At 69.7% G+C, this 18,363-nt stretch carries 12 protein-coding genes and 3 pseudogenes; 8 read left to right on the top strand and 7 right to left on the bottom strand.

Features of this window, described 5'->3' with window-relative positions; translation table 11 throughout:
• Positions 1-634: 634 nt before the first annotated feature.
• The 6 genes and pseudogenes from ACHMW8_RS06255 (at position 635) to ACHMW8_RS06230 (ending at position 5,850) form a co-directional block, all read left to right on the top strand.
• A pseudogene (locus ACHMW8_RS06255) lies at positions 635-1,302 on the top strand (phosphoribosylanthranilate isomerase).
• Between the two features lie 15 nt (positions 1,303-1,317).
• Positions 1,318-2,538, top strand: coding sequence for a tryptophan synthase subunit beta (trpB, locus tag ACHMW8_RS06250; protein ID WP_199743608.1), 1,221 nt, complete (start codon positions 1,318-1,320; stop codon positions 2,536-2,538).
• Between the two features lie 27 nt (positions 2,539-2,565).
• On the top strand, positions 2,566-3,393 hold the full coding sequence (trpA, locus tag ACHMW8_RS06245) for a tryptophan synthase subunit alpha (protein WP_395445056.1): 828 nt from the start codon (positions 2,566-2,568) through the stop codon (positions 3,391-3,393).
• 12 nt (positions 3,394-3,405) lie between these two features.
• Positions 3,406-4,331: pseudogene (locus tag ACHMW8_RS06240) on the top strand (acetyl-CoA carboxylase carboxyltransferase subunit beta).
• Between the two features lie 8 nt (positions 4,332-4,339).
• Positions 4,340-5,656 (top strand): bifunctional folylpolyglutamate synthase/dihydrofolate synthase, encoded by a 1,317-nt coding sequence (locus tag ACHMW8_RS06235; protein WP_395445055.1) that lies wholly within the window; start codon positions 4,340-4,342, stop codon positions 5,654-5,656.
• 86 nt (positions 5,657-5,742) lie between these two features.
• The gene (locus ACHMW8_RS06230) at positions 5,743-5,850 is read left to right on the top strand and encodes a hypothetical protein (RefSeq protein ID WP_082009057.1); all 108 of its coding nucleotides are present in this window, start codon (positions 5,743-5,745) and stop codon (positions 5,848-5,850) included.
• A 67-nt stretch (positions 5,851-5,917) separates the two neighbouring features.
• On the opposite strand, the gene trxA is transcribed toward ACHMW8_RS06230, so the two are convergent.
• The 6 genes and pseudogenes from trxA to tsaE all read right to left on the bottom strand — a co-directional run bounded on the left by trxA (position 5,918) and on the right by tsaE (position 15,094).
• Entirely contained in the window at positions 5,918-6,250 is a 333-nt protein-coding gene (gene trxA / locus ACHMW8_RS06225) for a thioredoxin (RefSeq protein WP_125159533.1), read from the bottom strand.
• A 120-nt stretch (positions 6,251-6,370) separates the two neighbouring features.
• On the bottom strand, positions 6,371-9,838 hold the full coding sequence (gene addA, locus ACHMW8_RS06220; protein WP_395445054.1) for a double-strand break repair helicase AddA: 3,468 nt from the start codon (positions 9,836-9,838) through the stop codon (positions 6,371-6,373).
• Positions 9,835-12,823 (bottom strand): annotated as a pseudogene (gene addB / locus ACHMW8_RS06215) (double-strand break repair protein AddB). The gene addA and the pseudogene addB overlap by 4 nt, the downstream one beginning before the upstream one ends.
• The gene (gene murU / locus ACHMW8_RS06210) at positions 12,820-13,536 is read right to left on the bottom strand and encodes an N-acetylmuramate alpha-1-phosphate uridylyltransferase MurU (RefSeq protein ID WP_395445053.1); all 717 of its coding nucleotides are present in this window, start codon (positions 13,534-13,536) and stop codon (positions 12,820-12,822) included. Before murU ends, addB begins: the two are co-directional and overlap by 4 nt.
• 30 nt (positions 13,537-13,566) lie before the next feature.
• A complete protein-coding gene (gene amgK / locus ACHMW8_RS06205) occupies positions 13,567-14,658 on the bottom strand; it encodes an N-acetylmuramate/N-acetylglucosamine kinase AmgK (protein WP_395445052.1) in 1,092 nt (363 codons plus the stop codon).
• Entirely contained in the window at positions 14,648-15,094 is a 447-nt protein-coding gene (tsaE, locus tag ACHMW8_RS06200) for a tRNA (adenosine(37)-N6)-threonylcarbamoyltransferase complex ATPase subunit type 1 TsaE (protein WP_395445051.1), read from the bottom strand. Before tsaE ends, amgK begins: the two co-directional genes overlap by 11 nt.
• Before the next feature lie 86 nt (positions 15,095-15,180).
• On the opposite strand from tsaE, the gene zapE reads away from it, so the two are divergent.
• Both zapE and ACHMW8_RS06190 read left to right on the top strand, forming a co-directional pair.
• Positions 15,181-16,299: a cell division protein ZapE gene (gene zapE / locus ACHMW8_RS06195; RefSeq protein WP_125159527.1), complete on the top strand. Its 1,119-nt coding sequence runs from the start codon at positions 15,181-15,183 to the stop codon at positions 16,297-16,299.
• Between the two features lie 10 nt (positions 16,300-16,309).
• Positions 16,310-16,894 carry an NUDIX domain-containing protein gene (locus ACHMW8_RS06190; protein WP_395445050.1) on the top strand — a complete coding sequence of 195 codons (585 nt, stop codon included), beginning with the start codon at positions 16,310-16,312 and terminating at the stop codon, positions 16,892-16,894.
• Here the strand turns inward: ACHMW8_RS06190 and ACHMW8_RS06185 are convergent.
• Entirely contained in the window at positions 16,891-18,327 is a 1,437-nt protein-coding gene (locus ACHMW8_RS06185; RefSeq protein ID WP_395445049.1) for a sensor histidine kinase, read from the bottom strand. The genes ACHMW8_RS06190 and ACHMW8_RS06185 overlap by 4 nt on opposite strands.
• Between the last annotated feature and the right edge of the window lie 36 nt (positions 18,328-18,363).

Raw genomic sequence — 18,363 nt, 5'->3', positions numbered from 1 at the left:
CGAGCCCGCTCAATCCCCGGCGTTCGCGGAACCGAACCCCACGAAATCAACCACTTGTCGATTTTTCGCGCCGCTGAATGATCCGCGTTGAATCCGCCGCGATAATCAATGCATCCCCGTCGCGGGGGAGGGCGTTTGGATCCGGCCCAAAACGGCGGCGGGGGTAGGTTGAGCGGGGCCGCTGGCGGTTCCTGGAGATTCGAAAGTCGCCCCGTCCGTACTCTTCAGGCGGATCGGTCGGCGAACGGGTAGTTTCCGGGATCAAAGCCGACAGCGGATCGACAGGGCGGTGATCGTATAAGCCGCCTATCGTGGATCGTCGGGGTCGAGACGGATGTAGCCGATCGACTTGATCCGCGCCCGTCCGGGGGTAAACGGGGACCCGAGCAGACAACGCTCACGCCTCCCGACCTCACGGGCAAGAACAGCCTGGCGGAGCGGTCAGCGAGCCGAAACAAAAACAAACCTCACGGTCCCCGGGTTCGCCCGGCCGCTCCGTCGCCTCCCCACCCAAACTCGCAGCCGCTCAGGCGCGAGGACGCTGAAACACGTTCCTTCCCCCATCCAGGGGAAGGGGCCGCCATCAGAATCCCTGGGCTTGCCTCTTTCCTTCCCCGGACGTAACTCCCGCTCGATCAGCATTTCCGCCCCTGGGGCCAGATCTGCGGACTGTCGACGCCCGAGACGGTGAAGGCCGCCTTCGACGGGGGGGCGGCGTTCCTGGGGTTCGTCTTCTTCGACAAGAGCCCGCGCAACCTCGCGCCCGAGACCGCCGCGCGGCTGGTCGAGCCGGCCAAAAGCGAAATGTGGCGCGGTCGCGGCGTGAAGACGGTCGCCGTCACCGTCGATCCCGACGACGCCCTGATCGACCGCCTGATGGCCACGATGCGCCCCGACCTGATCCAGGTTCACGGCAAGGAGACGCCCGCGCGGGTCCGCGAGATCGCCGCCCGGACCGGTGTCGGCGTCATCAAGGCCTTCTCGGTGTCGTCTTCGGCCGATGTCGACCAGGCCAGGGCTTTCGACGGCGTCGTCGAGCACCTGATGTTCGACGCCAAGCCGGTGGAAGGCTCGGCCCTGCCCGGCGGCACCGGAGCCCGTTTCGACTGGGGACTGCTGGACGGCAAGCGCTTTTCCCGCCCGCATTTCCTGGCTGGCGGCCTCGATCCGTGGAACGTGGCGGACGCGATCCGGGTCTCCGGCGCGCCCCTGGCGGACGTTTCCTCTGGCGTGGAGCGCGGTCCGGGCCTAAAGGACCCGGCTCTGATCACGGCGTTCCTCGACGCCGTCAAACGCGTCTAGCTGTTGGATGAGCCTGTGAACGCCCCTTCCAAGCCCAACGATTGGTCGGCCTATCCCGACGCCAAGGGCCGCTTCGGCGACTACGGCGGCCTCTATGTGGCCGAGACGCTGATGCCGCTCGTGCTGGAGCTGGACCGCGCCTACACGGAAGCCAAGAACGATCCGAGCTTCCAGAGCGAGCTCAAGGGCTATCTGACGCACTATGTCGGCCGGCCCAGCCCGCTCTATTTCGCCGAGCGCCTCTCCAGGCATCTCGGCGGCGCGAAGATCTACTTCAAGCGCGAGGAGCTGAACCACACCGGCGCGCACAAGATCAACAACTGCATGGGCCAGATCCTGCTGGCCCAGCGCATGGGCAAGACCCGGATCATCGCCGAGACCGGCGCGGGCCAGCACGGCGTGGCCAGCGCCACCGTCACCGCCCGCTTCGGCCTGCCCTGCGTGGTCTATATGGGCGCGGTCGACGTCGCCCGGCAGAAGCCCAACGTCTTCCGCATGAACCTGCTGGGCGCCGAAGTCCGCCCGGTGACCTCGGGCGCGGCGACCCTCAAGGACGCCATGAACGAGGCGATGCGCGACTGGGTCACCAATGTCGACGACACCTATTACATGATCGGCACCGCCGCCGGCCCGCACCCCTATCCGGCCATGGTCCGGGATTTCCAGGCGGTGATCGGGACCGAGACCCGCGAGCAGATCCAGGAGATGGAAGGCCGGCTGCCCGACGCGGTGGTCGCCTGCGTCGGCGGCGGTTCGAACGCCATCGGCATGTTCCACCCGTTCCTGGCCGACGAGAGCGTCAAGATCTACGGCGTCGAGGCCTCGGGCCACGGCCTGGAGACCGACAAGCACGCCGCGTCCCTGACCGGCGGACGCCCGGGCGTGCTGCATGGCAACAAGACCTATCTGCTGCAGGACGAGGACGGCCAGATCCTGGACGCCCACTCGATCTCGGCGGGCCTGGACTATCCCGGTATCGGTCCCGAGCACTCGTTCCTGCACGACATCGGCCGGGCCCAGTACCTGACCTGCACCGACGACGAGGCCCTGAAGGCCTTCCAGCTGTGCGCCGAGCTCGAGGGCATCATCCCGGCCCTGGAAAGCGCTCACGCGATCGCCAAGCTGCCGCAGCTGGCCAGGGAGATCGGCGAGGGCGGCGTGATCGTGCTCTGCCTGTCGGGCCGGGGCGACAAGGACATCTTCACCGTGGCCGACGCGCTCGGGCGCACCATCTAGGCCATGGCGATCTAGGGTACAGACCACTTGACCAAAGACCGCATCGACCGCCGTTTCGCGGCGCTGAAGGCCGAGGGCCGCGCCGCTTTCGTGGCCTATGTGATGGCCGGGGATCCGGACGCGGCGACCGCGCTCGAGATCGTCAGGGGCCTGCCGGCCGCCGGCGCCGACATCATCGAGCTGGGCTTTCCATTCTCGGACCCGATGGCCGAGGGCCCGACCATCCAGCGCGCCAGCCAGCGCGCCCTGGCCCAGAAGATGACGCTGAACGGGACGCTGGACATCGTCCGCGCCTTCCGCGAGGGCGACCAGGACACGCCGGTGATCCTGATGGGCTATCTGAACCCGCTGGTGAACCGCGGCTTCGAAACCTTCGCCAAACAGGCCCATGACGCTGGCGTCGACGGCCTGATCGTCGTCGACTGCCCGCCGGAAGAAGCCGACCCGCTGTCGGACGCCCTGGAAGCCGAGGGGCTGGCGCTGATCCGCCTGGCCTCGCCGACCACCGACGACAAGCGCCTGCCGGCCGTGATTCGCCGCACCTCGGGCTTTGTGTACTACGTCTCGGTCGCTGGCGTGACCGGCGTGAAGTCGGCCGACGCCGCCGATGTCGCGCCCGCCGTCGAGCGCCTGCGCAAGGCTTCTGGCCTGCCGGTCGCGGTAGGCTTCGGCATCCGCACGCCCGAGCAGGCCGCCGCCGTCGCCCGCGTGGCCGACGCGGCCGTGGTGGGCTCGGCGCTCGTCGACGAAATCGAGTCGGCGGCCAAGTTGAACGAAAACGTGACCGAGAAGGTTCTTCTCAAGGCGTCGGAGCTGGCTAAGGCTGTGCGTTCGGCGCGAGTCGGGACGAAGTGAGGCTCTAAGGCTATGGCTATGGCTGAACCCCAGGACCCGAAAAAGGGCGACAAGAAAGTGGCGACGGACCGCCGAGGCGGCTGGCTGTCGCGAATCGCGCCGGGCGTGCGCGGGGCGTTCGCCAAGCGCGAGACGCCCGAGAACCTCTCGGGTCAAGTGTCCCGACACGGGCGAGATGATCTTCCGCTCCGACCTGGAGGCGGCCCTGTGGGTCACGCCGGCCGGTCGCCACATGCGGATCGGGCCCGAGGCCCGCTTCAAGTTCACCTTCGACGACGGCCAGTACGAGGCCCTGCCGACCCCGTCGGTCGCCGAGGACCCGCTGCATTTCTCGGACGGCAAGCCCTACAAGGATCGCCTCGCCGCGGCCCGCAAGGCCACCGGCGAGCCCGACGCCATGGCCATCGGCTATGGCAAGGTCGCCGGCGTCGACGCCGTGGTGCTGGTCCAGGACTTCGCCTTCATGGGCGGTTCGCTGGGGCATGGCCGCGGGCGAGGGCTTCATCGCCGCCGCCAAGGCCGCGCTCGAGCGTGAAGTGCCGATGATCGCCTTCACCGCCGCCGGCGGCGCGCGGATGCAGGAAGGCGCGCTGTCGCTGATGCAGATGGCCCGCACGACCCTGGCGATCAACGAGCTGAAGGACGCGGCCCTGCCCTATGTCGTGGTTCTCACCGACCCGACTACCGGCGGCGTCACCGCCTCCTACGCCATGCTCGGCGACATCCACCTGGCCGAGCCGGGCGCCCTGATCGGCTTCGCCGGTCCGCGCGTCATCGAGCAGACCATCCGCGAGACCCTGCCGCCGGGCTTCCAGCGTTCGGAATATCTGGTCGAGAAGGGCATGGTCGACCGCGTCACCCATCGCAAGGACCTGCCGCAGGTGCTGGGTTCGATCCTGGGCACCCTGATGATGGGCCGCAACCGCAAGGCGGCCTGAGTCTCCTTGTGAGCGACCACCTCCGCGCTCACGACGCCGCCCTGGCGCGGCTGCAGGCGCTGCATCCCAAGCTGATCGACCTGTCGCTGGACCGGATGCGGCGGCTTTGCGCGGCGCTGGGCGATCCCCAGGACCGCCTGCCGCCGGTGATCCACGTGGCCGGCACCAACGGCAAGGGCTCGACGGTCGCCTACCTCCGGGCCATGGCCGAGGCGGCGGGCCTCAAGGTCCACGTCTTCACCTCGCCGCATCTGGTCCGCTTCGCCGAACGGATCCGCCTGGCGGGGACCCTGATCACCGACGACCATCTGGCCGATGTGCTCGACCGCGTCGAGGCGGCCAATGGCGGCCTGCCGATCACCTTCTTCGAGATCACCACGGCGGCGGCCTTCGTCGCCTTCGCCGAGGTCCCGGCCGATCTGTGCATCGTCGAGGTCGGGCTGGGCGGCATCCTGGACGCCACCAACGTCATCCAGAGGCCGGCGGTCTGCGTCATCGCCCCGGTGGACATCGACCATCGCGAGTTCCTGGGCGACACCATCGCCAAGATCGCCGTCGAAAAGGCGGGGATCATCAAGCCGGACGCGCCGGCCGTCTCGGCCCGCCAAGATCCCGAGGCCGAGGATGTGATCGACACGGCCGCCGCCCTGGCCGGCGTCGAACTGACCCTGATGGGCCGCGATTTCGACGCCTGGAACGAGCGGGGCCGGCTGCTGGTCCAGATGCAGGACCGTCTTCTGGACCTGCCGGCGCCCTCGCTGCCCGGCGAGCACCAGTTCGCCAATGCCGGCCTGGCCGTCGCCGCCCTGCTGGCCCTGGCCGATCCGCGCATCGACGAAGCCGCCATGGGGCGCGGGATCGCCGGCGCGGTCTGGCCGGCCCGCTTCCAGCGCCTGACCGCCGGGCCCCTGGCCGAGCGCGCCAAGGCGGCCGGGGCCGACCTCTGGCTGGACGGCGGCCACAATCCGCACGCCGGCCGGGCCGTCTCCCCGCGCCGTCGCCGATCTGGCCGCCCGCGACGGCCGGCCTGTGGCGCTGATCTCGGGCCTGCTGGCCAACAAGGACGCGCCCGCTTCTTCGGCCCGTTCCGGGGCGTGGCGGCCAAGGTCTTCACCGTCACCTTCGAAGGCCGCGCCGCCGCCAGCGCCGCCGATACGGCCGCCGCCGCCGAGCTGGCCGGCTTGCGAGCCCGCGCCTGCGCTTCGGTCGAAGACGCCCTGGAGCGGGCGCTCGACCTGGAGCCGACGCCTCACGTCCTGATCTGCGGCTCGCTCTACCTCGCCGGCGAGGTGCTGGCGATGAGCCCAGAGACTTGGCCGACCTAAACGCGTAAGGCTGAGCCCACGCCGATAGGGCGGCGCGGCCCGCTGGACATCCTCGGCGAGCGCACCCGTCCTGGCAGGAACCGCCGATGGCCAAGGGTCAGAAGAAGTCGAACAAGGAAGTCCGCAAACCGAAGGCCGAGAAGAAGGCCCCGCCGGTCTCGGTCTCGCCGTTCATCGTGACGCCGAAGAAGTAAGGCGACACGAAAAACGCCCGCCCCGGAAACCGGAGCGGGCGTCTTCAATTCAAGGCCTGAAAGCCGTCTAGACCGGTTGAACGCCGGCCTCGTTCAGCCATTCCAGGATCTTCTGCTTGGGCATGGCGCCGACCTTCATCGAGGTCATCTGGCCATCGCGGAACAGCATCATGGTCGGAATGCCGCGAACGCCATAGCGCGACGGCGTCGTCGGGCTGTCCTCGATATTGACCTTGGCGACGGTGACCACGTCGGCCAGCTCTTCGGAGATCTGCTCCAGGGCCGGAGCGATCTGCTTACAGGGACCGCACCATTCGGCCCAGAAGTCGACCAGCACGGGCTTGCCGGCCTTCAGGACGTCGGATTCGAAGGTGGCGTCGGTCACCACAACGGTGCTCATGGCTTGCTCCAGTCTGGCGTCACGCGTTCGGCGCGGAGGACGCGATAAGGTCAATGTGCCCGGATTCGTTCCGGTCGCTTGCGAAAGATGTAGGAGGACGTTGGCCGTCCGGCAACGGGATTAGGTCAGGCGGGCCAGCGCCTGGGCCATCACCTTTTCTGGAACCGGCATCAGTTTGGGGCCGTCCGTCCAGACCAAGGCCGCTTCGACGGTCCGTCCTGGGAACACCTCGCGCAGCACGGCGGCATAGACCGCCATCTGGGCCAGATAGGCCGGGTCGGCGTCCTCGATCCGGTCCGGCGAAGGGCGATTGGTCTTGTAATCGACCACCAGCACCCGGCCTTCGTCGACCACCAGACGGTCCACGCGACCCGAGACGGCCAGCCCTTTCGGCAGATGGGCGCTGGTCCCCGCCAGGGCGACCTCGGCGCGAGAGCCGGGGCCGAACACGGCGGCGAAGCGCGAATCGTCCAGAACGCCAAACGCGGCCTCCGCCATCTCCTGGCGCTGTTCGTCGGTCAGGTCGCGCTCGGCGGCCAGCAGGCGTCGGGCGGCGGTGGAGCGTTGGTCCGGCGCGACCTCCGGCAGCAGCTGCAGCAGTTTGTGGACGATCTCGCCCCGTCTGTAGCGGCCCAGGCCCGAGACCTTGGCCAGCGGCGAGGGAGCCGGGACACGGGCGTTGTCCTCGATCCGCGACGGCGCGGCGTAGCGGGCTGCGGCGGGCTCGGGCGGGGCTTCGACCTTGATCCAGGTCGGCGCGGACGCTGAATCGCGGACGGTCTCCTCAAGGCGCGGGGCGCTGACTGGATCGGGACCGTAGCGCAAGAAGGCGGTCTCTCCCTCGCCTATCGTCCGCACCTCAGGGGCGATGTCGGCATGGCCGAAGGCGGCGCGGGCGGCGGCGTACCAGCCGCCGACCTTGTCGTCCTTGGTCCGGGCATCGATGCGGCCGCACAGGACCAGCCGGTCGCGAGCCCTGGTCAGGGCGACGTACAGCAGGCGCAGGGCCTCCTGACTTTCCTTGTCCTCGCGCAGCCTGCGGGCCTTGGCCGAGGCGTCGCAGTCGCCCTTGCCGCTCGCGCACCACAGCAGGCCGCCGTCCTCGGTCACCAGCAGCGGCGAGCCCCCGGCTCCGCGCTTCACCGTGGTCTCGGGCAGGAAGACGATCGGCGCCTCCAGGCCCTTGGACCCGTGGGCGGTCATCACCCTGACCTCGCGCCGGGCGCCTTCCATCTCGCGCTTGACGACGATGTCCAGCGCCGCGAAGTCGGCGACCAGGGCTTCCAGGTCGCGGACGCCGCGCTGCTCGGCCTCCATCACCTGGGCCAGGAACTCGTCGAGCGCCTCTTCGGCCTCGGCGCCCAGACGGGTCAGCACCTTGGCCCGGTGCGAGCGGCCGCTGGCGTCGGCTAGGCCCAACCAGCCGGCGAAGAACTCGAATGGCTGGCGCTTGCGGCCTTCCGTAAGCGCCCAGTCCAGCACGGTCCGCGCCGTGGTCCATTCCGGACGTTCCTCGGCCCGGCGGCGCAGTTCGGCCCACAGGGTGGCCCTGCGGCCCTTGGCCAGGGCGTAGACGTCCTCGTCGGTCAGGCCGCAGAAGGGCGACTTGAGCAGCGCCGCCAGGGTTAGGTCGTCATCTGGGAACAGGATGAATCGCCCGAGCGCCAGCAGATCCTCGAAGGCGATGTGGCTGGACAGCGACAGCCGGTCGGCCCCGGCCACCGGCACGCCGCGTCGCTTCAAGGCCCGGATGATCTCCTCGAACAGCACCTTGCGGCGGCGGACGAGGACAAGGATATCGCCGGCATGGGCGGCGCGATGGCGGCCAATGTCCTTGTCGAAGACGGCGTCGCCTCGAGCCAGGATCGCGGCGGTCTCGGCGGCGATGGCTTCGGCCAGCCGGCGGTTGGCGCTGCGTTCGCCTTCCGAATCGACGGGCGCCTCCCAGGCCTCGCGCTCCTCGCCGGGGAGTTCGCGGGTCAGAGGCCACAGGTCGACGCAGCCGGGATGACCGTGACGGAAAAGCTCGTGGCGGACCAGGTCCTGGCCGACCGGCGGCGGCACGCCCTCGCGGGTTTCGGGATCGGAGAACAGCGCGTCGACGAAGCTCAGCACCTCTCGGGTCGAGCGGTATGACACCGTCAGCGGCACGCCCTTGCCGACCGCGCCGACCGCTTCGATGCGAGTGATGTAGGCCTGTGTCTCCTCCAGAAGCCGCGTCGGATCGGCGCCCTGGAACGAATAGATCGACTGCTTCTCGTCGCCGACCACGAACAGGGTCCGCTCGGCCCGGCGGCCGCTCCAGCCCTCGGAGGTCTCGCCCACGAAGAAGTCGGCGGTCAGGGCTCTGAGGATTTCCCACTGCTCCGGGGCGGTGTCCTGGGCCTCGTCGAGCAGGATGTGGTCGATGCCGCCGTCCAGCTTGTAGAGCACCCAGGCGGCCTCGACCTTTTCGGTCAGCAGCACGCGGGTCTTGTCTATCAGGTCGGTGAAGTCCAGCGCGCCCCGGGCGTCCTTTTCGATGCGGTGGGACTCCACATAGAGCACCGCCAGCCGCAGGGCGTTGGCGGTGTCCTCGGCCACCTTGGCGGCGCGGACCCGCTCGCGAGCGACCTCCAGCTTGACCTGGTCCAGCAGCAGGGCCTCCCGAAGGTCCTCGCGGCTCTTCAGGCCCGACGTTTTTCCGGGCCAGGTCGCCGGCGCGCCCTCGCCGCCCTCGGTGAACAGGGCGCGCAGAGCAAGCTCTAGCGTGGCGTCCGGGTCGCGGGCCACGGCCGCCAGGGCTTCGGCATATTTGGCGTCCTGCTTGCCGCCGCCGTCGAACAGCACGGTCGCGGCGGCGCGCCAGGCTCCGAGGTCGAGCCGCGCCATCGCCTGGGCGGCGAGGTCCGCGGCCGAGGTCGGATCGTCGAAGCCGCAGCGCGTCCAGGCGTCGGCGACCGCTTCGGAAAGGCCGCCGCAGCGCCGGACATAGTCCATGATCTGCCCGCGCCGCGCCTCGAAGCCGGCGAACATGTTCTCGAAGCTCTGAAAGTCGAGCGCCACCGAGAAGCGGGCATAGGCCTCCGAGAAGGCGTCTTCGTGCGTATCGACCCATTGGGCCGTGGCGCGGCGGGCGGCGCGGGCGATGGCGGCGCCGGCCTGATCGTCCATGACCGTGAAGCCGGGCGAGACACCGGCCTCCAGAGGGAAGCGCCGCAGCAGCTTTTCGCAGAAGGCGTGGATCGTCTGGATTTTCAGGCCGCCCGGAGTCTCCAGCGCCTTGGCGAACAGGGCGCGGGCGTCGGACAGGCCCTTGGCGTCGTAAGCGGCGTCCGTTTCGCCCACGAGCTTGATCAGCTCGGCCCGCAGGTCGGCGTCGCTGGTCACCGACCACTTGCCCAGCCGCTCGAACAGGCGGCGCTGCATCTCGGCGGCGGCGGCCTTGGTGTAGGTCACGCACAGGATCGCCTGCGGCTCGACCCCGGCCAGCAGCAGGCGCGCGACCCGGTCGATCAGGGTCTTGGTCTTGCCCGAGCCGGCATTGGCGGTGACGAAGGCCGAGATCGTCGGATCGGCGGCGATGCGCTGATGATCGGGCGCGCTCATTCGCCATCCCCGTCGTCGCCGCTGGTCGACCATTCGAACACCCGCGCCAGGTGGGCGTAGTCGCCGGGATGCTCCTTGACGAACTGCGGGGCGACCCGTGAGCGGTAGGGCTCGTCCGGATCATCATAACGGGCGATCAGGGTCGAGAGGCCGTCCAGCGCCTTGGTCGCGGCGGCGGCGCTTTCCTCGCCAGCCAGAGCGCGGACCTGCTCCTCGCCCGCGGGGCGACGGCCCGTGACGCGGACATAGGTCAGGTCACCGGGCGTCGGCTTGCCCAGGTCCGGGAAGCCGCCGTGCATCAGGATCGCCGCCGTCAGGGTCAGCTGCGGCGAGAAGCCGGTGTCGACCTGCTTCTGCGACGGGGCGGCGCCAGTCTTGTAGTCGAGAATGTGGGCGGTCCCATCGGCGGTCGGCTCGATTCGGTCGGCCTTGGCGGTCAGGGTGAAGGGGCGGCCATTGATCGACAGCGACAGTTCGCCGGCCGCCTCGACCACGACCTTGCGGGCCGTGGTGCGGCGATGGCGCTCCCAGTCGGCGACCCACAGGGCGGCCTCGCGAGCCAGGGCCCTTTCGCGGGCCAGGGCGGTCGGTGGCATGCCGGCCTTGATCAGGGCGTCGATGTAGAGGCGCTCGAACACGCTGGCGGCCTCGACCGGCACGGCGTCGGGATAGGTCTCGGCGAATGTCTCGAACGCCGCATGGATGGCGGTGCCCCGGGCGCGGGCCTCGACCGGCTCGTCGGGGCGCTCCAGCGGATAGAGCTTGAGAATGTCGCGGGCCCAGACGGCGTAGGGGTCGCGGGTCAGGGCCTCGATTCGGGTGACGGCCATCCTGCGCGGACGGTCCTCGACCGGCGGCGTCGGGGCCGGGCGGCCGATCGGCGCGTAAGGGTCAGGCGCGTCCAGGGCGCGCACCCAGTCCAGTACGTCGTCGCGACGGGGCAGGGCGAGCCCCGCGCCGGCGGCCAGGGTCTTCAAGCGCCACAGCCAGCGGGACTCGACGGCCGGCGCGCCGCCGCGTCGCTCGCAGTGGACCAGCACCACGTCCGGCGCGCTGGCGGCCTGGGCGAAGTCGTGGGCCGTCAGGCCGATCTTGCGTTCTGGCGGCGGCAGGCCGAGCCGGCTCCGCATGGGGCGCGACAGGAACGGATCGATCGGCGCCCCCTGCGGCCAGACGCCCTCCTCCAGTCCCGCCAGCACAAGGCGGTCGGCGCGGACCAGGCGGGCCTCGATGGCGCCCAGGATGCGCAGGCGCGGATGGGTGGCGCCGCCGACGCGGACGGTCTCCTCGTTGACCAGTCGGTCGAGGATGTCGGCGAAGGCCTGGGGCGAGGCGTCGGGCAGGGGCTCGCCGTCCTGGATCAGGGCCGCCATCAGGGTTCCCAGGCATTCGCCCGCGCCGCCGGCCCAAAGGCGGTGTGGCGCGATCAGGCCTTCCAGCGCCTCGACCAGGGCCTGGGCGGCGCGGCAGGGCGGCGCGAAGCCGTTGGCATAGGGGCTGGCGGCATGGTCGATGGCCGCCAGCACACGGTCGCAGAGCGCGAGCGCGTCGGGCGCGTCGCTCAGCCGGGCGCGTAGTACGGCCTTCGAGCCGGGCGCGGCGCCGCGCAGTCCCTTGCGTTCGAGCACGGCGGCGGCCGGCGTTTCGTCTTCGCCCAGCACCAGCGGATGTTTGGCGAAGGCCAGCAGGCGGACGGGATCCAACGGTTCCTCGACCAGACGCGCAAGATGCAGGGCCAGGATCGCCGAGCCGGCGGCGGCCAGCGGCGCGCCGGCCGAGCTGTCGGGGATCACGCCCCAGCGTTGCAGGCGGGTCATCACCCGGCGGGCCAGGGTCTGGTCGGGCGTGACCAGGGCCGCGGTCTTGTCCGGCGTCTCCAGCGCCTCGCGCAGCAGCAAGGCGCAGGCCCCGGCGGCCTCCTCCTCGGCGCGGGCGGCGATGACCGAGAAGCCGGTCAGGCCCGCGGCCACGGGGTCGAGGTCCGGCGCCTCGGCGCGCAGGGCTGCGATCTGAGCCAGCCAGTCGGCGGTGGCCTCGGCCGGACGCAGGGCCTCGTTGACGATCCGCCGTCGCCAGCGCCCCCCGGCTGTCGACATCGGCGACCCAGGCGCGGACCTCGGAGCGGGCGACGCCAGCGCGATCCAGCAGGCGCTTCATCGCGCCTTGCGGATGCTGCTCGCCCTGCGAGCCCTCGATCTGGGTCCAGGCGCTGTCGGCCAGGTCCTCGTCGAGGCCTGGCAGCACCACGGCGCCCTTCGGGGCGGCGGCGATGACGCGCAGCAGATCGGCGGTCGCCGGCGCCGTGCCGGTCGAGCCGGCGGCGACCAGAACCTCGGTCGGCGGGTTCTCGGCCCACTGCTTTTCCAGGGCCCGCAGCAGCTTCACCCGGCGTTCGGAGACGTCGATCAGGCCCAGAGCTTCCAGGCGCTTCGGCCAGGCGGTCAGCACGCCTTTCAGGAAGCGGGCCGAGACCTGCCAGTGCTGGGCCAGGTCGCCCTCGGCAAGGCCGTCCAGCTTGTCGGCGAACGGGACCTCCTCGATCTGGCAACTGTCGAGGAAGTCCGACAGGGCCTTGGCCAGTTCCAGAGCCTGGACCGGGCCAGGCTTGAACGACAGCTTGTCGCCGTGGTCGACGACCAGCCGCGCCAGCTCGAACCGACGACGGCGCGACGAGATGGCGGGCGGGAAGTCGAGGGACAGTTCCCCGGGTTCGAAGGGCGGCTCGCCTTCGTCCAGGTCGCCCAGCGGCCGGATCTGCGGCAGCAGCAGCGCTCGCCCGCCGCCGACCGCCAGGAAGGCGTCGGCCAGGGCGCGGGCGCCGCGACGGGTCGGGGTCAGGACGGTGGCGCGGGGCAGGGCCTCGGGGCCCAGCGGTTCCAGCGTGTTCAGCAGGCCGCGCGCCAGGTCGTCGACGAACGGCCGATGGGCGGGGATCGAGAACCAGCGCGGCCCCGGTCTTTCGAAGAAGGGGGCCGGTCCGCTCATCGTTCGGCCAAATCGCCCTGGGAGAGCCTGGCTTCGGCCGCCAGCCTGGCGTCGGGATCGCCGACGTGCATCCAGAGGCCGTCTGGCGCGACGCCGTGGACGCGGTGGTCGGCGGCCAGGCGTTTCCACAGCGGCAGCAATGAGAACGGACCCTCGGGGCCATCGGCGGTGATCGCCGGCTTGCAGATATGGACGCCGACATAGACCAGCGGCGCGATCTCGCCGGGATCCTTGAAGCGCACGACGCCGTCTTCGAGAAACACGTCGCCGCTGTCGTGGAAGCCGAGTGAGCCCGAGGTCGAGGCCAGCATCAGGCAGACGTCCATGGTCTCGGGATTCCAGGCGGCGGCCAGGGCGTCGACGGCCGCGCCGCCGTGCTCGATCCAGATCGAATCGATATTGGCCACGAAGACCGGATCCTCGCCGAGCAGCGGCAGGGCGTGCTTGACACCGCCGCCGGTCTCCAGGGCCTGGGCGCGCTCATCGGAGATGACGATGCATGGGCCAAGACCCTTGGCCTCGCGAGCCTTCAGGTGGGCTTCCACGAGGTCGGCGAAATAGTGGACATTGACCACGGCCGTTTCGACCCCGGCGGCGGCCAGGCGGTCCAGCATGTGGTCGATCAGCGCCTTGCCATGCACCTCGACCAGGGCCTTGGGCCGGTCGTTGGTCAGGGGTCGCATGCGGGTGCCGAGGCCGGCGGCCAGCACCATCGCGACCTTCGGCCCGATTGGGGGGAGCGCTCATCGGCGGGCCTCGGCGGGAACGTAGCGATCGAACCAGGCCTTGAGAGCGCCCATCGCCGGATCGTTCAGGTTTCGCTCCAGGTAGCGCCAGGTGCGCGGCATGAAGGCCTCGTACTGGCGGCGACCCAGCAGGGCCTGGCGGGCGAAGACCCGGCCCAGGATGCGGGCCGCGTTCGAGGCGGCCAGGGCGCGATAGTCGGCGATAAAGGCCTCGCGCTCGACGTCGGGGCGGGCGGCCAGATAGCGGTCCAGCATGGCCGCCTCCAATTCCGGCGACACGTCGCGGCGGGCGTCCTGCAGCAGGTGGGTCAGGTCCCAGGCGGGGTGGGCGCGCAGGGCGTCCTGGAAGTCCAGCAGGCCGACGCGGGCGACGCCGTCGCGCTCGGGCAGCCACAGCAGGTTCTGGGCGTGATAGTCGCGGTGGCTGAAGACGCTGGCCCCGGCCTCGCCGCGCACCCAGACGGGCGCCCACAGCGCGTCCCATTCGTTTACGGCTTCGGGGCTGAAGGCCGGGATGCCGGCGAACTGCGGCCACCATTCCAGGAAGGTGTCGGTGGCGTATTTCAGGGCCAGGGTGTCGTAGGTGAGCAGCGGCCAGTGGATTTCGTCGACGACCAGAACGTCCGGCGGCGTCTCGGCGTGCAGGGCCACCTGCAGATCGACGGCGGCCTCGTACAGCGGGCGCTCGTCCTGGCCTTCGGCGATCAGGGTCGCGTAGAGGCCGTCGCCCAGGTCTTCCAGCACCGCCAGACCCTGGGCGACGTCATAGGCGAAGATGCGCGGCGCCGAGAGGCCGCGCTGGCGCAGATAGTCGGCGGTGGCGACGAAGGCGGCGACCGAGCCGGCGGCCAAGCGCGCGGCGGCGTTGTAGCCCAAGGCCAGGCGCTCGGCCTCGGTCGCGCCCGGCGGACAGACGACGCTTTCCAGCGCCGGCGGCTGGTCCATGAAGATGAAGCTGGCGCCGTCATTCCGGCGCAGCCGTTCATACGACCGCGTCGAGGCGTCGCCGCCCAGGTTCTCTCGGCGGACGTCGCCGAAGCCGTGGGTTTCCAGGAACGCGGCCTTCGCCGTCTCGCGCTCAGAACTCAAGATCACGTCCCTCGAAATCGCCGTGCCGTGTGATGACGGCGCGCCGTGCGTCGCCGTCGAGGGCGATGTCTATATCGAGCCGAGTCGCGGGCAAACGCCCTTCGAGCCGTTGCGGCCATTCGATCAGGGCGACGCCGCTGTCCAGGGCCTCGTCCAGCCCGATCTCGTAGGCCTCGTCGGGGTCGGACAGGCGGTAGAGGTCGAAGTGCGCCAGCGGGAAGGCCGGCGTCTCGTAGAACTGCACCAGGGTGAAGGTCGGGCTGGGCACCTCCTCGTCCGGGGTCGTCAGGGCCCTGATGAGGGCCCGGGCCAGGGTCGACTTGCCGGCTCCCAGCGGACCGGTCAGGCACACGGCGTCGCCCGCGCGCAGGGACGCGGCCAGCGTTCGGCCCAAGGCCTGGGTGGCGGCCTCGTCGGGCAAGTGGAGGATGTTCATTCTCCTCCCATAGCGCTTCGCTCCCTTGATGTTGAGAGGCGCAAGGCCCTTCCCCCCGCGCCGCTCACGCGCTAACCGCAGTCCCGATGCCGACTTCTCTTCGCACCGCCTATCGCGAGCGCCTGGCTCAGGGCGAGATCCGGCCCGACGTGGCCCAGGCCGCGGCCGTCGACGCCCTGTCGCGGCTGGAGGCCGATCTCGACAACGCTGGCGAGCCCGGGTTTTCGCTGTTCGGTCGCAAGCCCAAGAGCCAGCGCGGCGTCTATCTGTGGGGACCGGTCGGGCGCGGGAAGTCCATGCTGATGGACCTGTTCTTCGACAGCGCGCCGATCGGCAAGAAACGCCGCATCCACTTCCACGCCTTCATGGCCGAGGTCCATGCCGACATCGACGCCTGGCGCAAGGGCGACGCCGCGGCGCGCAAGGCGCGCTTCGGCCAGTCCAAGGGCGACGATCCGATCGCCCCGACCGCCGAGTTGATCGCCACGCGCGCCCGCCTGCTGTGCTTCGATGAACTGCAGGTCACCGACATCGCCGACGCCATGATCCTGGGTCGCCTGTTCGAGGCCCTGTTCGCGCGCGGCGTCACTCTGGTGGCCACCTCGAACCGGCCGCCGGACGACCTCTACAAGGACGGCCTCAACCGCCAGCTCTTCGTCCCCTTCATCGACATGCTGAAGAGCGCCATGGACGTCGTGGCCGTGCGCGGGCCGGTCGATTTCCGCCTGGATCGTCTGCGCGCGGCCCGCACCTGGCTGGCGCCGAACGACAAGGAAAGCCAGGCCGAGTTCGAGCGGCTGTGGTCCGAGATGCTGGATGGCGCGCCCGAGACCGGCGCGACGCTGGAAGTGCTGGGCCGCAAGATGCGCCTGCCCCGCGCCGCCGGCGGGATGCTGCGCTCATCCTTCGCCAGCCTGTGCCAGCAAGCCCTGGGGCCGCAAGATTACCTGGCCGTCGCCGAGCGGTTCCACACCATCTTCCTGGAAGACGTGCCACGCCTGACCCCCGCCCGGCGAGACGCGGCCAAACGGTTCAACACCCTGATCGACGCGCTCTACGAAGCCGACGCCAAACTGGTGGCCCTGGCCGACGCCGAGCCGGAACAGCTTTATCCCGAAGGCGACGGATCCTTCGAGTTCGAGCGCACGGTCTCGCGCCTGCAGGAAATGCGCTCGGCCGACTATGTGGCGCGGGTGCGGGACTAAGGAGAAGGCGATGAGCGTCAAGGATCGTGTCCGCGTCCGCGAGACCAAGCTGCTGTCCGACAATTGGTACGTCCTGAAGACGACCACCTTCGACTGGAAGCGGCGGGACGGGACCTGGCAAACCCAGCATCGCGAGCACTACGACAGGGGCAATGGGGCGGTGTTGTTGCCCTACAATCTGGAAAGCCGGACGGTGCTGCTGGTCCGGCAGTTCCGATGGCCCGCCTTCGTCAATGGCTATGACGACCTGCTGATCGAGGCGGCGGCTGGTCTTCTGGACGACGCCGAGCCGGAGGTTCGCATCCGCGCCGAGGTCGAGGAGGAGCTGGGTTACCGCCTGGGCGACGTGCGTAAGGTGTTCGAAGCCTTCATGAGTCCGGGCTCGGTGACCGAGATCCTGCACTTCTTCGTCGCGGAGTACGATGCGGCCATGCGGATCGGCGACGGTGGCGGCCATCCTGACGAGGGTGAGGACATCGAGGTGCTGGAGCCGACCATCGACGAGGCTCTGGCGATGATCGCCGACGGCCGCATCCGCGACGCCAAGACCATGATGCTGCTGCAGCATCTGGCCCTGACGGTGTTCCGCGCCTAGCTGAAATCCCGGGCTAGCGGCACGCTGAATCGGGTCACCAGTCCGGCCTCGCCATAGTCGGCGTCGATCTCACCCTGAAGCTCACCGGTGATGCTGCGCTCGATCAGCCGGGAGCCGAAGCCCCGACGCTCGGGGTGTTTGGCCGGTGGGCCGCCGGTCTCTCGCCATTCGAAGCTCAGCACTTCGCCGCCGCCGGTCAGGCTCCAATCCAGCAGCAGCCGGCCTCCCATCGAAAGAGCCCCGTACTTGGCGGCGTTGGTGGCCAGCTCGTGGAAGACCATGCCCAGCGAAAGGGCCACGCGCGCCGGCAGGTGAACGTCCGGGCCGTCCATGACAATGCGCTCCGAGCCATAGGGTCCAAGCTCCTGGATCAGAATCTGGCGCAGACCCGCTCCGGCCCACTGGCTGTCGGTCAGGGCGTTGTGCGTCTGGGACAGGGCCAGCAGCCGAGCCTCGAACGCGGCGGCGAAGGTCTCGGGCGTCGTTGCGCCGCGCAGGGTCTGCTGGGCGATGGCCTGGACCGTGGCCAACGTGTTCTTTACGCGATGGTTCAGCTCGTCGAGCAGCAGGCGCTGGCGGTTGTCCGCCTGGACCTGATCCGTCATGTCCACGCCTTCGACGAAGACGCCCGAGGCCGTCCCGTCCGCCTCGATGATCGGCTGATAGACGAAGTCGAGATAGCGCTCTTCCAGCGCCGCCCCGGCGTTGCGCTGCAAGGCGATCTTCACGCGCCGGCCCACGAACGCCTCGCGGGTCGCCAAGACCCGATCCAGCAGATTGATGAAGCCCTGGTCGACGACCTCGGGAAGAGCGCTCCGGACCGGGAGGCCGGTAACCTCGCGGTGGCCGATCAGTTGTGTGTACGCGTTGTTGGCGAGGTCGAAGACGTGATCGGGACCGCGAAGCACGGCCATGAAGCTGGGGGCCTGCATGAACAGGCTGCGAAGTTGTCGGCTCTGGGTCTGCACGGTCTGGGCCCGCCGGAGCACTTCGTCGCCGAGCATGGTCGCGGACCGCGCGCCAAAGGCCGCATCCTTGAGGCGCTGGATCGCGGTGACGTCCTGGGTGTGCTGCAGGATGTAGCGGGTGACGCCGGCTTCATCGGGGATCGGCGTGTGGGTCGCGCTCCAGATCCGGTCCTCGAACCCGCCGCCCAAGTGGGCCGGTCTTTCGATCGCGTAATGGATCAGCGGCAGTTCGGTCACTTCGCCTCGGTCACGGGCGTGGGCCAGGGAGGCTTCGAGCTGGGCTCGCGTTTCGCCTTCCGAGGGAAAGGCGTCGAAGATGTTGCGCTGTTCCAGCTCGCCCCACCCGCGCTGCACGGTGTGCAGATAGGCGGCGTTGGCGGCCACATACCGAAAGTCGCGGTCGAGCAGCATGTAGGGCGAAGGGATGCGATCAAAGATCGCGCCGAAATCGATCGGACCCGTCATGCGCACGCCTTGCTCCCCTAAGCGACAGACCGTAAC

It is taken from the genome of Caulobacter sp. UC70_42 (assembly GCF_044056025.1).
Classification (GTDB): Bacteria; Pseudomonadota; Alphaproteobacteria; order Caulobacterales; family Caulobacteraceae; genus Caulobacter.
Note: the sequence above shows the minus strand (reverse complement) of the source record. Positions and strands in the feature narration are given on the sequence as shown.

Coding starts and splice junctions, on each gene's coding strand:
- ACHMW8_RS06185 (WP_395445049.1), bottom strand. CDS start 18,327: ATGACGGGTCCGATCGATTTCGGCGCGATCTTTGATCGCATCCCTTCG.
- ACHMW8_RS06230 (WP_082009057.1), top strand. CDS start 5,743: ATGGCCAAGGGTCAGAAGAAGTCGAACAAGGAAGTCCGCAAACCGAAG.
- zapE (WP_125159527.1), top strand. CDS start 15,181: ATGCCGACTTCTCTTCGCACCGCCTATCGCGAGCGCCTGGCTCAGGGC.
- tsaE (WP_395445051.1), bottom strand. CDS start 15,094: ATGAACATCCTCCACTTGCCCGACGAGGCCGCCACCCAGGCCTTGGGC.
- murU (WP_395445053.1), bottom strand. CDS start 13,536: ATGGTGCTGGCCGCCGGCCTCGGCACCCGCATGCGACCCCTGACCAAC.
- ACHMW8_RS06190 (WP_395445050.1), top strand. CDS start 16,310: ATGAGCGTCAAGGATCGTGTCCGCGTCCGCGAGACCAAGCTGCTGTCC.
- addA (WP_395445054.1), bottom strand. CDS start 9,838: ATGAGCGCGCCCGATCATCAGCGCATCGCCGCCGATCCGACGATCTCG.
- trxA (WP_125159533.1), bottom strand. CDS start 6,250: ATGAGCACCGTTGTGGTGACCGACGCCACCTTCGAATCCGACGTCCTG.